Origin of the sequence: Micromonospora sp. SL4-19 (assembly GCF_047921475.1) — a bacterium.
Classification (GTDB): domain Bacteria; phylum Actinomycetota; class Actinomycetes; order Mycobacteriales; family Micromonosporaceae; genus Micromonospora.
Window position 1 is genome coordinate 88725 of the sequence record NZ_JBLROB010000021.1, and the last position, 14683, is coordinate 103407.

The window sequence follows — 14683 nt, forward strand, 5'->3', positions numbered from 1 at the left end:
ACGGGGGATTGCGCGCGAGCCAACATCATCGGAAGGTAGGCCAACGGCCCGACCAGCAAGTGCCAGCCTGGGCCGAGCGGCGCCCTCGCGGGGACCGGGCTGGCGGGGGAGCGCATGGCCATGGAACTGCAACGCATCATCGACCGAGTCGCATCGCGGGTCAAACGGCCGGCGCTGATCGAGGACCGGCGCCAGCGGGTCGTCGTCTACAGCGAGCACACGGGGGTGATCGACGGGGTACGCCGGAGTTCGATCCTGCGCCGGCACACCACGCCCGAGGTGATCGCCTGGGCGCGGGAGATCGGGATCATGGAGGCCCGGCAGCCGGTGCGTACGCCGGCCCGTCCCGAGCTGGACCTGCTCCCCCGGGTGTGCGTGCCGATCCGGCACCAGGACCTGCTGCTGGGCTTCCTGTGGTTCATCGACGCGGTCGACGGGATGACCGACGAGGACATCTCGGTGGTGACCGAGGCGATGCCGGACCTGTCGCTGGCCCTTTACCGGGAGAACCTGCTCGGCGAGCTGACCTCGCAGCGGGAGGCGGAGGCGACCCGGTCGCTCCTCGTCGAATCCCCGGAGGCCCGACGCGAGGCCGTCCGGTCGCTGCTGACCGATGGCGTGATCGCCAGCGACGGCCAGGTCACCGCCCTGGTCGCCCACCTCGTTGCGGCACCGGACGAGGTGCTCGACGACGAGGCCCGGATCGCCCTGGAGCAGGCCCTCGTCGCCACCCGGCGCTGGGTCGGGTCGCGCGAGACGCTGCACCTGGTCCGGCACGACCACGGGCTGCTCATGCTCTGCGGGGGCCGGAACACCGGCCGGGCGGCGGCGGAGGACGCCGCCGCGCACCTCGATCAGGCGTTGCGCGGGGCCACCCGGGGACTGACGTCGGTGGCGCGGACGGTCCTCGGGGTCGGCGACGGCCGGCCCCGGCTGTACGACAGCGTCCTGTCCTATCAGGAGGCCTTCCAGGCGGCCCGGGTGGGTGTCCAACTGCCGGCCCTGGGCCCGATCGTCGCCTGGGCCGAGTTGGGCATCTATCGGCTGCTCTCCGGCGTCGACGCTCGGCATCTGGACGCCGTGCGGGTCCACCCCGGCCTGGGCCAGTTGCTCGGCGACGAGGCCCACCAGGTGCTGCTCGAGACCCTGGAGACCTACCTCGACCTGGCCGGCAACGCCCACGCCACCGCGGAACGCCTGCGGTTGCACCGCACGACGCTGTACTACCGCCTGCAGCGGGTGGAGCTGCTCGCGGAGGCCGATCTGAAGGACGGCAACGAGCGGCTCTGCCTGCACCTGGCCCTGAAGCTCGGCCGCCTGACCGGTCAGTACCAGCCCAGCCAGTAGGCCGCCTCGCGGCCCGGCCCGGACGGCCGGGCCGCGGGGCGGGACGCCGGTGCCTGGCGTCCCGCCCCGAGATCCCTACAGGCCGGCCGCCACCGCCGCCGTCCGACCGCCGACCACCGGCAGGGTGATCCGGCTACGGTCGAAGTGAACGGTGATGTTGGCCCGGTTCTGCTTGGCCCGGCTGCTGAAGCCGGAGTACGACCCGAGCAGGACCACCCCGATCTGGTTGCCGGCCTCGAAGACGTAGTCCTCGGGCAGCAGGTTCAGGTCGACCGCGTTCTTCTGCCCGGCCACCAGCGGCGTCGACACGGACAGCGAGTTGAGGTTGAGCCCGTCGATGATGCCCTTCGTCACCAGCTCCTGCGGGTTGGTGGCAATGTTCTTCTCCACCTTCTTGTAGCAGGCGTCCTCGGCGAAGCCACCCCAGTTGGCGGTCTCCCCCCAGCAGTCCTCCTCGGTCAGCGTCCGGACGCCGTCGCCGGCGGTGCTGAAGCGCTGGCGGGTGCCGTAGTCGACGAGCAGGCCGGCGAAGCTGGTGTCCTCGCCGTCGACGGTGGCGTTGATCCGCACGATCGGGGTGCCCGAGATGTGCAGGGGCGCCTTCAGCGGCGCGGAGAGGAACACCAGCCGGTTCGCGGTGTTCGCCGCCGGATCCGACGGGTGACGGATGGCGTTGGCCTGGGTCATCGTGGGCGTGTCCTGGAAGGTCGCCGACGCGTTGCCGGGACCGGACTGGACGGAGAGCGCACCCGCGCCACCGGCGGCGGCCGGCGCCCGGAGGAACACCTGGGTCGGCTTGGCGTCCGGCAGCGGCCAGGCGCGAGCGGTCTCCCAGACGTCCGGCAGCCGCTCGATGTCGACGGCCGGCTCCCGCATGATCCCGTTGTCGATGCCCTGCAGCCAGAAGTCGAACCAGCGGTGCAGCGTGTCGACCCACTTCGCGCGGCGGAAGTCGAACGGGTCGACGTGGCCGGTGCCGGTCATCCAGAGCTTGCGCTGCACACCGTGCTCGCCGAGCGCGTCCCACCACTTGCTGAAGTGGTCCGGGCGGACGTTGTCGTCGTTGATGCCGTGCACCACGAAGACACTGGCCTTCACGTTGCCGGCGTGCGGCACGTAGTCCCGCTCCGCCCAGAAGTCGTTGTAGTCCCCGGTGGTGTCATCGCCACCCACCCCGAGAGCGGTCCGCACCGGGGCGCAGTACGCCCGGCGGGCCGGGTTGGTGACCGTGTTGGCGAGACTGCCCGAGTAGTTGTTCGCCCGGGTGACCAGGCCGTTGCTGCGCGAGTAGTCGTACCAGCTGGAGATGGCCGAGATCGGCACGATGGTGGTCAGCCCGTCCACCCCGCTGGCCGCGGCGGCGTTGGCCAGCGTGCCGTCGTACGACTTGCCGATCATGCCGGTCTTGCCGTTGTGCCAGTCGGCGACGACCTCCCGGCCGGCGGCGTCGAACCCGCGCCGGCGCCCGTTGAGCCAGTCGATCGCCGTCGGAGCGCTGATGTTGTCGGCGCGGCCACCGGTGACCGGGCAGCCGGTCGAGTTGTTGGTGCCGATCATGTCGAGCAGAACGATCGCGTAACCGCGCGGCACGAAGTAGTTGTCATAGTAGAGCGGCCATTTGTCGTTCAGCCCGTCGCCGTCGACATCGCCTTTGCATTCGCTTTCGTTGCCCCGGCAAACCGTCGAGTAGTACGGACTGGCGTCCATCACCACCGGAACCTTGAGCCCGTTCTCGCTGGCCTTCGGTCGCATGATGTCCATGGCCACGACATCGAGCGCGCCGTCGCCGTCCGTGTCGACGTCGGAGGTGACGAAAATCCGTTCCCGGACCGCGTCGGCGTATCCGAACACCGGTTGGGTGACGCCATTCTCGATCACCAGTCCGGGCCGCTCGTCGGCGCCTGGCTGGGCCAGCGCGCCGGTCGCCGGCAGGCCGGTGACCGTGACCGCCAGGGCCACCATCGAGGCCCACCAGGCCAGTCTTCCTCTTCGCATCCGCGTGCTCCTTTTCCCACACCGGCCGTCAACCAGCAGGTCCAGCCCCTGGTCGGCATAGACATGGGTCACCGCTGCGACGGTCGCACCGAACCTACGAATCGACGCGCGGCCGGGTCTTCGGACACCTGTGGAAGATGCCCGCCGTCGGCTCCTACGCCTGTCGCACGGTCGCCGCGACCACCCGGGCGGCGGCCGGCGTGCGCTCCTGTGGCCTGCCGAACGGAATGTCGACTGAGGAGTCACCAATCATTGACAGAGCGCACCGGGTGAGGCCAGGATTGGCCGACCCACCGGCCAGCCATCCACCCAACCGATCACCGATGTGAATTCACGACACCGCGCTGCCGTTCGCCGCACCGGTGCTGGTCACAATTTCGTCAACCAACATCCGGTCGGTGTGCCGGGCGTCCGGAACGCGGGCGTCAATTCCGCCGACCGTCGAAGCCTGCACTTTCCTAACCGACAACAGAAAGGCAAACGATGCGAATGCTCAGCTCGGGTGACCGCCGCTGGCGGGCACCTGTGGTCGCGATTGCGGCCGCCTCCGCACTCCTCCTGGTCAGTCCGGCCTCCGCCGTCACCCCACCTGGCGACGGGGCCGGCGAGAGCATCGAGCTGAACCGCCTCCCCGACGAGGAGGCGAGCGTGGTGGAGGTCCTGCTCGCCGGCAGTGACGAGCTGGACGAGCTCGTCGCCACCGGCGTCGACCTCGACCACCACGTGTCGCGCACCGAGCAGGACATCGTCGTCCACGCGGTGGTCACCCCGACCGAGGAGGCGGCCCTGCGCGCCCGGGGCTACCGGATCGGCAACGTCCTCTTCCAGCCCGCGGACTCCGAGGACCGCGTCGCGGAGCGCGACGCGACCATCGCCTCGCACGTCGCGGAGAACCGGGCCTTCACCGCGTCCCTGGAGACCCCGGGCACCTCCGACGTCAAGATCATCCGCGCCGACTACTACACGTCGGGGACCAGCCAGATCCTGTCGGTCGAGGCGAAGTGGGCCCAGGGGCAGACCTCGACCAACACGCTCACCGTCGCCCGGGACAGCGGCCCCGGCACGGAGATCGGCTCGGGCGGCACCCAGACGATCTCCCGCTTCGTGGACGCCGGCGTCTACATGTACCACCGGGGCGCGTCGAACGTGACGACCCGCCCGGACCGGATCCGGATCACCAGCCCGACCGGTGGGGTTGCGGTCGCCCAGGTCAAGGAATGGCTGCCGATCCCGGCCGACAACCCGGAGGGCCCGGGCTACCAGAAGGACTTCGTCACCAGCTACCTGACTCCGACCGACCTGTACGCGCGGATCAAGCAGCTCGCCGCCGAGTTCCCGGAACTGGCCGAGATCGTCGAGCTGCCGTACAAGACGAACGGCTACCGCCGCAAGGCCCAGACGGTGCTCGGTAGCACGAACGCCAACCGGGTCGCGGTCGACTCGCTGGCGTGGGGGCACGAGGGCGGCAACGGCATCTCCGTCGAGCTGGCCAACCCGGGTGCCGCGAGCCGGCCGCTGGCGGTGACCGTGACGGGCAAGGACATCCGGGTCAGCCTGGCCACCAACGCCAGCGGCGCGGTGACCAGCACCGCCGCGCAGGTCGTCGCGGCGTTGAACGCCAACGCCGGGTCGCTCGTCAAGGCGTACACCTACCGTGGTGACGCCGGTGCCGGCGTCGTCGCGTCCGCCGCGCGGACGGTGCTCACCGACAACCTGAAGGCGCCGGCGAGCGTCTCCCGCGACCCCCACCCGGTGTACGCGATCAAGATCGGCAAGACCCGCGACGGGTCCAAGACGGGTGTCCTCGCCTACGCCCAGGAGCACGCCCGCGAGTGGGTGCCGCCGCTGGTCGCCGTCGAGACCGCCGAGCGGCTGCTGCGCAACTACGGCCACGACGGCCACACCAAGCAGCTGCTCAACAACCTGGAGATCTGGATCGCTCCGTCGGTCAACCCGGACGGCGGCCACTACTCGTTCTACGACTACAACTCGCAGCGCCGGAACATGACCAACCACTGCCCGTTGACCGGGTCGGCCGACGCCCTGGCCCGCAACTCGTGGGGCGTGGACAACAACCGCAACTACACCGAGTACAGCCTGTTCGACGGCTACTCGGGCGCGTCCAGCAGCTGCACCAGCGACACCTACGCCGGCCCGAGCGAGCTGTCCGAGCCGGAGGACAAGAACGTCGACTGGCTGGCCCAGCACAAGAACATCAAGTTCTCCATGAACCTGCACTCCTCCGGCAACTACTTCATGTGGTCGCCGGGCGCGTACGCCACCCCGGGCCGGATCTCGGCACCCCGGCCGACCCTCGCCCAGGAGTCGTTCTTCTGGGGCGCCTCGTCGCGGATCCTCACCGCGATCAAGCGGCAGCGCAACATGGCGGTGACGCCGGCACGGACCGGCCCGATCTCCGACGTGCTGTACTCGGCGGCCGGCAACTCCGGCGACATGCTCTGGTACAAGTACGGCATCTACGCCTGGAACTTCGAGGTCGGCACCTCGTTCCAGCCGGGCTGGGAAGAGGCGCACCAGGAGACGCTGGAGTTCTCCAACGGCCTCGTCGAGCTGATGCGGGTGGCCCGGGACTTCGACAAGGACACCCAACGGCCGAAGAGCGGCCTGTCGGTGACCCCCAGCTCGACGCCCGGCATGGTGGACGTGACGTTCACGGTGAGCGAACCGGCGGCGGTGTTCTACACCCTCGACGGCAGCGCACCGACCTACTCGTCCACGATGTACGCCTCCGCCGGCATCCGCGAGGGTGGGGAGACGCTGACCCTGCCCGCCGGGACCAAGATCAACTGGTTCTCGGTGGACGCGGCCGGCAACGTGGAGAACAACTACCGCGCTGACGGCACGGGCAAGAACTTCCTGAAGGGCACCGCCACGCTGCCCACCAGCTGACGGTAACCGACCCGGGTGCCGGGTACGGCGGCTCACGCCCCCGTACCCGGCACCCGGCCGTCTCCGGCGCTGATCCCGACGAGCGCGTCCGGCACCGTCCTCAGCTGACCGGGACGCGAGGGTGCCGGGCACGGGAGGCTCCCGTGCCCGGCACCGGTCGGACTACAGCTCGCGGACCCGAACGTCGCGGAACTCGATCAGGTCGTTCGTGCCGTGGTTCTGCAGGCCGACGAACCCGCTGAAGAACTGGCGCAGGTCAGTCGGCGGGTCCCCCGCCCGGGACGACGCCTTGCCCGGCGTGTTGTCGAACTCGTTGATCACCACGCCGTTGCGGATGATCGAGTAGTGCTGTCCGACCACCCGGACCTCGTAGTCGTTCCACTGGCCCTTCGGGGTGGCCCCCGCCTGGTCCAGGTTGTTCGGGTCGAAGTTGTAGATCGACCCGGTCTTCTGCACCTCGCCGGTGGGCCCGTCGTAGATCTGGATCTCATGGCCGCAGTAGATCGCCACCCAGGCCTGGGAGCTCCGGGCCGAGCCGACCGTGCCGCAACTGCCGGCCGGCCGCTGGTCCAGCGGGATCCGCGGGTCCGGGAACCGGGTGAAGACCCCGCTGTTGGCGTACGTGGTGCCGGCGGAGACGTCCCGGAACTTCAGCCGGAGCGAGAAGTCCGCGAACTCGTCCTTGGCATACCAGAGCATGCCGAGCCCACCCGAGCTGCGGATGGTCCCGTTACGCTGCAGGGTGAACGACCCGCTGGGCGCCTGCCGCCAATCGGCGAGCGACCCGGCGGTGCCGTCGAAGAGCGGCCGGTACCCGGCGACCTTGCCGATCTTCGACTGGGCGGCCGAGGTCTGCAGCTTCTGTGCCTCCTTGTTGTCCACGACGCCGCCGGAGCGCAGGTCGTTGACCACCTGGGCGACGTGGCTGACGAACTGACCGTGGTTCGACCAGTTCCGCTCGTCGTCGATCAGGTCGTTGATCGTGCAGCCGCCGCCGACCGCGTGGTTGGTCACGCCGGTGTCGGTGTCCAGCATCTGCACCGTCCTGCGGGTGTCCGGCGCCGCACAGCCCGTGGTGACGGTGATCTTCGCGGTGGACACCTGGCCGTCGGCGTACGTCACCTTGAGGGTGGCCTCGTAGGTGCCGTAGCCCGCGTAGGTGTGGGTCGGGTTGGCCTCGCGCGACGGCGCGCTGCCGTCACCGAAGTTCCACTCCCACGCCACGCCGCCGGCCCGGGCCGACGAGAAGGCGACCGTCTTCGGCTGGCTCGGTGTGACCACGCGCCCTGTCGCGTCGCTCGCCCGCGGCGTCGCCTCGCCACCGGTGTACGCGATCCGGATCAGCTTCTGGTTGGAGTGGAGGCTGAAGAAGCCACCGGCGTAGTCGAGCATGTACAGTGCGCCGTCCGGGCCGAACTTGGCGTCCATCCAGGACTGGAGCTGGGTGCCGCCGCTGCCGGAGCGGATGATCTGACGCAGGTCCTCGGCGAACGCCGGCGGGCGGTGATCGGCCACTCCGTTCGGGTCTACCGTTACGGCGATCCGATTGTTGGCGTTGGACTCGTCACCGATGAACCACTTGTTGTCCCAGTACGCCGGCCAGGCGATGCCGCTGTTGGTGTCGACCTTCGACCGGTGGTAGGTCGGGCCGTCCATGATGGCCTGACCGCCACCCTTGAGGTACGGCTGGGTGAAGGTCTCCTCGCCCACCACGTACGAGGGCAGCCCACTGCCGTCGGTCCGCTTCGGGTAGACCGGGCCACCGCCCTGCGGCGAGTACCAGATCATGTTGTCCCGGGCCGGCGGGATGTTGACCAGACCCGTGTTGCGCGGCGACTCGTTCTTCAGGTTGTCGCAGTCGTACCAGCCGGTCAGCACGTTCGCGTCGGTGTTGCTGCGGTCCCGGTAGGGCTGCCGGTTGCCCATGCAGTACGGCCAACCCTGGTTGCCCGCCGAGGTGATGATCGTGGCGGTCTCGTACTTCGCCGGTCCGAGCTGCGGGTCCGGCGCGCCCGCGTCCGGGCCGACCCAGGCGGCGGTCAGCCAGTGGTTGACCGGGTCCCAGGCGATCCGGGCGATGTTGCGCACGCCCATCACGTAGATCTCCGGGCGGGTCTTGCCGCCGCCCTCCTCCTTGCCGGTGAACAGGTTCCCGGCCGGGACGGTGTAAGTGCCGTCCGCCTCCGGGTGGATGCGGAGGATCTTGCCGTTGAGGTCGTTGGTGTTGCCCGAGGTACGCCGGGCGTCCTGGAACGAGGTGCCCTTGTATTCCTGGGTCCAGTTGTTGCCCGAGTAGCCGCTGGAGCCGCCGGAGGAGTTGCTGTCACCGGAGCCGATGTAGAGGTTGCCGCTCTCGTCGAACGTCATCCCGCCACCGGCGTGGCAGCAGCTGTGGATCTGGGTGTCCCAGCTCAGCAGGTCCTTGCGGGTGCCCTGGTCGATCGTCTGCTTCGCGGCGTCGTAGGTGAACCGGGAGACGGTCCGCTTGCCGATCCGCTTGTCCCGGTCGATCGACTCGTGCGGCATCCAGTAGGCGTAGACCCAGCCGTTCTCCGCGAACTTCGGGTCCAGGGTGATGCCGACCAGGCCCTCCTCGTTCTTCACCAGCTCGCTGCCGCTGCCCCGGTTGCCCATCACGGCGAGCGTGGTGAGCAGCTTGACCTGCTTGGTCTTCGGGTCCCACTGGTGGATGGTGCCGCAGCCCAGGCCGACCTTGGGGTCGTCCCAGCTGACGATCGGCCCGCTCGGGCAGGCAGCCTTGCCGATGTAGAAGACCGTTCCGTCGGGGGCGACGGTGAGGCCGTGCGGCTCACCGATCTGGTCGAGCTGGCCCGACTGGTTCGTGGTGGTGAGGCGCTCGATCCGGTAGTTCGCCGCGATGGTGGCCTGGCAGTCGCCGCGGACCAGGCCGGCCGACCACTTGATGGCCCCGGCCAGGTGGCCCTGGAACTGCTTGTCACTGGTCCAGCTCGCCTCGGTGCGGCCCATGCCGGTGTAGAACGACCGACCGCCCTCGTAGTCCTGGCACCAGGAGATCGGGTGGAAGGCCCCGTTGCCGCTCAGGCCCGGGTTGTACGTGACCTCCTCGACCTGTGCGACGGTGTGGACCTTGCCGATCGGGCTCGGGTCCCAGTTGATCCACTGGTCGGACCGGGTCCAGGTCAGCGACAGGTCCTTGTTGGCCGGGTGCTGCCGGTCGGTGAGGTCGACCGTGGCCTTCTGCACCGTGGTGTCCGGGGCCGGTCCGGCGTCCGGCCCGATCAGCCACAGCTCGGCGAGCTGCACCAGCGGCTCCCCGCTGTTCGCCGTGACGTTCAGCCGGTAGTGCTGGTAGGGCGTGGTGTTGGTGAAGCTGTACTGCTTGGTCTGGAAGCGCTGCGGGAAGGTCTCGTTGCTGCGGGTGTCCAGGTCGGTCCAGGTGGTGCCGTCCTGGGAACCCTGCAGGGTCCAGTTCTTCGGGTCCCGGCCCGGGAAGTCGTTGGCCGAGGTCAGTGCGTACCGGCTCACCACCACCGGCTTCGCCAGCTTCGCCGCCAGCCACCCGGTCGGCGAGAAGGTGAGCCACTTGGTGCCGGTCGAGCCGTCGATCGCCTTCGCCGCGGTCTCGTTCGGCGGGTTCTCCGCGCTCGCCGTGGCCGAGACCGGCTTCTCGGCGTTCGGCAGGCTGGTCGCCGGACGGCTGCCGATCAGGCCGGTGAACCAGGACGACTCCGGCTGGGCGCGCGCCGCGTCGTGGACGCCGACGAAACCGCCGCCACCCTTCACGTACGCCTGGAAGGCGGCCTCCTGGCTGTCGTTGAGGGTGACGCCGTTGGCGGAGAGGAACACCACCGCGCGGTAGCGAGCCAGGTTGCCGAAGGTGAACACGGCCGGGTCGGCCGAGTCGTCGACGCTGAAGCCCTGCTGCTCGCCCAACTCGCGGATGGTCGCGGTGGCTCGGGCGACCGGGTCGTCCTGCTTGTCCACCGGGCCGTGGAAGACCAACACCTTGGCCGCGGCGGCCTCGGCGGCGGCCGCCGCCGCGGGGGCGACGGCCTGGGCGGGTAGGGAGAGCACACCGAGCGCCAGGGCGGCGCTCGACACGAGGGCGCCGACGCGGCGGGGCCCGCCGGCACGACGCGGTACGGCCGGGTTGAGCGGTGTGGGTGTGATGGTGGATCCCGTCGAGTCGGCGCGGAGGCGTCCGACCCATCGGGAGAACCGGAAACGGCGTCTGTCAGCCATCTCGACTCCTCCTGGGTTGAGGGACTGGTTCTTCCGGGTCGTCCATCTGCCGGTGAGGTGAGGCGTTCACCGGAGCTCTGGGTGCGCTACCGCCGGCACCACCCGGATCGGGCGGTCGGTGCGGCGGCGGCGCTGGTGGTGGTCCGGTGGCTGCCGGTGCTGGGACGGGCCGGCAGCCACCGGACCGGTCATTGGTGCTGGTGCTGGCCGCTGTCGGTCGCGGACGCCGGGGCGGCGCCGGCGGCGGCGTGCTGGTGGTCCATGCCGGGCGGCATGTTCCCGTTCTCGTCGAGGACGTGCAGCATCGTCGACATCCCGGCGTCGGAGTGGAACTGCATGTGGCAGTGCAGCATCCAGTGCCCCGGTCCGACCGCATCGCCGGCCACCACCTGGACGCCGAAGGAGTCACCAGGGCCGAGCGTCTTGTTGTCGATGATCGGTATGGAGTCGACGAAGGGTTGTCCGTTGTTGCTGATCACCCCGGTGCGGGTGTCCGCCCAGGAGTGCCCATGCAGGTGGAAGGTGTGCATGTCATTGCCGATGCCGACCACGACGAACTCGACCCGCTCGCCCTTGCGGGCGACCAGGCAGCTCGGGCCGGGCTGCGGGTTCACCTCGGTGCAGGTGTCCGTGGCGGTGCCCCGGCGCAGGTTGATGCTCTGTCGGTCACCGAAGACCACCGTGTAGGTCCGGTCCGGCTTCGGGTCGCCGGGACGCCGGACGACCAGGCCGCCGAACAGGCCGGCGGAGAGCCCCTGGGTGCCGTGCGGGCCGCCCACCACGTGGTCGTGGTACCACCAGTAGCCGGCGGTGCCCTGCGCCCCGGTCTTGTTGTTGCGCGGCTGGGCGTACCAGGTGTAGGTGCGCGATCCGCCCGGCGGGACGTACGACCCGCTCTGCACCGTGCCGTCGGACTGCTGGGTGTACTTGACCCCGTGTACGTGCAGCGAGACGCCCAGCGGGTGGTTCGGGTCGGTCCGCAGCGCCGCCAGGGTCTCGGCGGACACCTGGTTGTGCAGGGTGATGGCCAGGCACTCCCCCTCCATCATCTCCATGAGTGGGCCCGGGTAGGAGGCCGTCTGCGGGGTGAGGCCGTATCCGATCCGGATCTGGGTGCCGTCCTTGGGCAGCTCCACCGCGTACAGCTGGATGCTGCGATCCGGCTTGCCGCAGCCGTCCGGCTTCTCGGCGAACATCCCGGTGCCGGCGGCGGCCAGCCCGCCGGCGCCGACCAGGGTGAGCAGCATGACCGCCGCGATGACCAGCATCCGCCGGGCTCCGGTACGCGGGCGCTCGGGCCGGGCCGGGCCGGAGGTTCCGGTCGCCGCCTCGGCCGTCGCCCCGGGCTCGGGCGCCGGGCCCTCCACCAGCCGCCAGGCGCTCATCGGTCACCCCGCAGCTCGACCAGGCGCTGATAGCTGCGCTCGGCGGCGCCCAGTGACCCCGGCGGGTTGGGCTGGGCACCCGGCGCGGAGTCCTGCTCCCACAGGAACTCGAAGCGGCCCCGGCCCTTGAGCTCGCCGAAGAACTCGGCGAACGGGATGACGCCGGCCCCGAACTCCACGTCCAGGTAGGAGTTGCCCTGCTGCGGGTTGGGCAGCGGCACACCGTCCTTGACGTGGAACAACGGGAAGCGGTGCGGGTGAGCGTTGACGTAGTCGACCGGGCGGTAGCCCGGGTACTTCCGCGCCCCGCCGTACGCCCACAGGATGTCCATCTCCAGGTACACGTACCGGGGGTCGGTCAGCTCCAGGAAGAGGTCGTACAGCCGCACGTCGGGACGGTCCGTCGCGAAGCTGAACTCGATGGTGTGGTTGTGCTGGTAGAGCTTGAGGCCGCGGGCCGTGGCTGCCTCGCCCCAGGCGTTGAACTCGGCGGCGGCCGCCTGGTAGCCGGCGATGGTCCGGTTGCCGGTGGGCGCCTCGGCGGTGCCGATCGCCGGCATGCCGAGGGTCTCGGCGACGTCCAGCTCCCACTCCAGGTTCCGGCGGAAGTCGTTGAGCCCGCGGTGGCTACCCGCCGCCTTCAGCCCGTTGTCGTCGAGCAGTTGCCGGATCTGCTCCGGGGTGATGGCACCCACCGAGCCCTGGGTGTAGCCGGCGAACTCCACCTCCCGGTAGCCGATGCGGGACAGCTCCTCGAAGACGGCCGCGAAGCCGACCTGGGCGATCTTGTCGCGGACACTGTAGAGCTGGATGCCCGGGTGTCCGCGCGGGATGAGGTGGCCCTGGCCGCCCTGGTCGGCGCCGGCCGGCAGCCCGCCGGCGAGGCTCGCCGCGCTGACCGCCACCGTGGAGCCGGCGAGGCCCCGCAGCAACGTGCGTCTGTCGATCCTGTTCCTTGCCATGGTGGTTCCCTTTCGCTCGTTCAGCAGCAGGAGTTCGGGCCGCCCGCCGCGCCGCCGGGGCAGCAGGGGGTCAGCGGGGCGATCCGGACGTTGCGGAAGCTGATGACGTCACCTGTGCCGTGGTTCTGCAGCCCGACGTATCCGGTGGCGTGCTGCCGGCCGGTGCCGCCCGGATCGTCCGCGCGGGGCGGGCTGAAAACGGCGTCGGCCCGGTTGACGTACTCGTTGATCAGCTTTCCGTTGCGGAAGACGGAGTAGTGCTGACCGACCACCCGGATCTCGTAGTCGTTCCAGGTGCCCTTGGGGGTGACCCCCGCGCCGGCCAGGTCGACCTGGTCGAAGCCGTACACGGAGCCGCTCTTGTACTGGTCACCGTCGGGCCGGTCGAGGATCTGCAGCTCGTGGCCGTACTTGATGGCGACCCACTCGGGGCGGGACTCCGCCGGGTGGCCGTGCACGTTCGGGAAGCGGACGAAGATGCCGCTGTTGGCCCGGCCGTCGCCCGGGGCGTCGTCGCGCCACTGCAACTTCAGGGAGAAATCACCGTACTGGGCGACCGGGTACCAGAGCATGCCGAGCCCGGGCACCGCCTTGCTGGTGATGGACCCGTCGGCGTTGCGGGCGAACCCGCCCGCGCCGACCTGCTGCCACTTGCCGAAGGACGCGGCCGTGTTGTCGAGGATCGGCTGGTAGCCGTTCTTCGTGTCCGGCTTGCCGACGGCGGAGCGGCCGGCCGCGCTGGCCAGCTTCCCGTGCTCCTGGTGGCTGAGGAGGCCCAGGTGGTGCAGGTGCTCGGCGACCGTGTTCACGTAGGAGACGAACTGGCCGTGGTTCGGCCAGGGGCGCTCGTCCTCGATGACGTTGTTGATGGTGCAGTCGCCCGCGACGACCCGGTTGGGCACGCCGCTGTCGACCGTGCCGAGCCAGACGGTGGGTCGGGTGTCCTTCACGCACTCCGGCTGCGGTCCGCTGGCGACCACCGTGAAGGTGACCGAGGCGGTGCCGGAGGTGTTGCCGGCCTTGTCGGTGGCCCGGTAGCTGACCGTGTGCTGGCCCGCCTGGTTGACCGTGACCGGCGCCGAGTACCTGGCGTATGCGCCGCCGTCGAGGGAGTATTCGACCCGGTCCACCCCCGAGCCGCTGTCGCTCGCGGAGAGGATGACCGTGGCGCTGCCCACGTACGCGCCGCTGTCGTCGAGCTGCCCGGAGACGGCGGCGGTGACGGTCGGCGGGGTGGTGTCCGGGGCGGGCGGGTCGACCACCGTGAACGACACCGACTGCGGCGTCGAGGTGTTGCCCGCCTTGTCGGTGGCCCGGTAGCTCACCGTGTGCTGGCCCACCTGGTTGACCGTGACCGGGGCGGAGTAGCCGGCGTACGGCTGCCCGTCGAGGGAGAACTCGACCCGGTCGACACCCGACTGGGTATCCGTGGCCGACAGCGTCACCGTGGCGCCGCCCACGTACGCGCCGTTCGCGTCCCGCTGTCCCGTCACCGTGGCCGTCACCGTGGGCGGCGTGGTGTCCGCCGGCGGCGTTTCCACGACCCGGAACGAGACCGACTGCGGCGTCGAGGTGTTACCCGCCTTGTCCGTGGCCCGGTAACTCACCGTGTGCTGACCCGGCTGGTTCACCGTCACCGGCGCCGAATACGTGGTGTAGGCACCGCCGTCGAGGGAGTACTCGACCCGGTCCACGCCGGACTGCGTGTCGGTGGCCGACAGCGTCACCGTGGCGCTGCCCACGTACGCGCCGTTCGCGTCCCGCTGGCCCGTCACCGCGGCCGTCACCGTCGGCGGCGTGGTGTCCGCCGGCGGCGTTTCCACGACCCGGAACGAGACCGACTGCGGCGACGACGTGTTG

7 protein-coding genes are annotated in these 14683 nt (G+C 70.1%); 2 read left to right on the plus strand and 5 right to left on the minus strand.

Translation table 11 applies throughout. The features are described 5' to 3' along the window. Positions 1-120 precede the first annotated feature (120 nt). Positions 121-1347, plus strand: coding sequence for a PucR family transcriptional regulator (locus tag ACNAVT_RS22490; protein ID WP_416299119.1), 1227 nt, complete (start codon positions 121-123; stop codon positions 1345-1347). Between the two features lie 75 nt (positions 1348-1422). Here the strand turns inward: ACNAVT_RS22490 and ACNAVT_RS22495 are convergent, their stop codons facing one another. Then, on the minus strand, positions 1423-3342 hold the full coding sequence (locus ACNAVT_RS22495; protein WP_416299120.1) for a Xaa-Pro dipeptidyl-peptidase: 1920 nt from the start codon (positions 3340-3342) through the stop codon (positions 1423-1425). 483 nt (positions 3343-3825) lie between these two features. On the opposite strand from ACNAVT_RS22495, the gene ACNAVT_RS22500 reads away from it, so the two are divergent. Continuing rightward, complete coding sequence (locus ACNAVT_RS22500; protein ID WP_416299121.1) at positions 3826-6252, plus strand: M14 family metallopeptidase; 2427 nt, start codon at positions 3826-3828, stop codon at positions 6250-6252. 162 nt (positions 6253-6414) lie between these two features. Here the strand turns inward: ACNAVT_RS22500 and ACNAVT_RS22505 are convergent, their stop codons facing one another. The 4 genes from ACNAVT_RS22505 to ACNAVT_RS22520 form a co-directional block, all read right to left on the minus strand. Next, positions 6415-10476 carry a ThuA domain-containing protein gene (locus ACNAVT_RS22505; protein WP_416299122.1) on the minus strand — a complete coding sequence of 1354 codons (4062 nt, stop codon included), beginning with the start codon at positions 10474-10476 and terminating at the stop codon, positions 6415-6417. A 188-nt stretch (positions 10477-10664) separates the two neighbouring features. After that, a complete protein-coding gene (locus ACNAVT_RS22510) occupies positions 10665-11861 on the minus strand; it encodes a multicopper oxidase domain-containing protein (protein WP_416299124.1) in 1197 nt (398 codons plus the stop codon). Beyond that, entirely contained in the window at positions 11858-12823 is a 966-nt protein-coding gene (locus ACNAVT_RS22515) for a sugar phosphate isomerase/epimerase family protein (protein WP_416299126.1), read from the minus strand. Before ACNAVT_RS22515 ends, ACNAVT_RS22510 begins: the two co-directional genes overlap by 4 nt. A gap of 20 nt (positions 12824-12843) precedes the next feature. Then, the coding region (locus ACNAVT_RS22520) for an OmpL47-type beta-barrel domain-containing protein (protein WP_416299127.1) at positions 12844-14683 on the minus strand (1840 nt) is incomplete at its 5' end.

What these genes read in the sequence shown, in the direction of transcription:
- ACNAVT_RS22500 (WP_416299121.1), top strand. Translation starts at nt 3,826, where the DNA reads ATGCGAATGCTCAGCTCGGGTGACCGCCGCTGGCGGGCACCTGTGGTC.
- ACNAVT_RS22495 (WP_416299120.1), bottom strand. Translation starts at nt 3,342, where the DNA reads ATGCGAAGAGGAAGACTGGCCTGGTGGGCCTCGATGGTGGCCCTGGCG.
- ACNAVT_RS22490 (WP_416299119.1), top strand. Translation starts at nt 121, where the DNA reads ATGGAACTGCAACGCATCATCGACCGAGTCGCATCGCGGGTCAAACGG.
- ACNAVT_RS22510 (WP_416299124.1), bottom strand. Translation starts at nt 11,861, where the DNA reads ATGAGCGCCTGGCGGCTGGTGGAGGGCCCGGCGCCCGAGCCCGGGGCG.
- ACNAVT_RS22505 (WP_416299122.1), bottom strand. Translation starts at nt 10,476, where the DNA reads ATGGCTGACAGACGCCGTTTCCGGTTCTCCCGATGGGTCGGACGCCTC.
- ACNAVT_RS22515 (WP_416299126.1), bottom strand. Translation starts at nt 12,823, where the DNA reads ATGGCAAGGAACAGGATCGACAGACGCACGTTGCTGCGGGGCCTCGCC.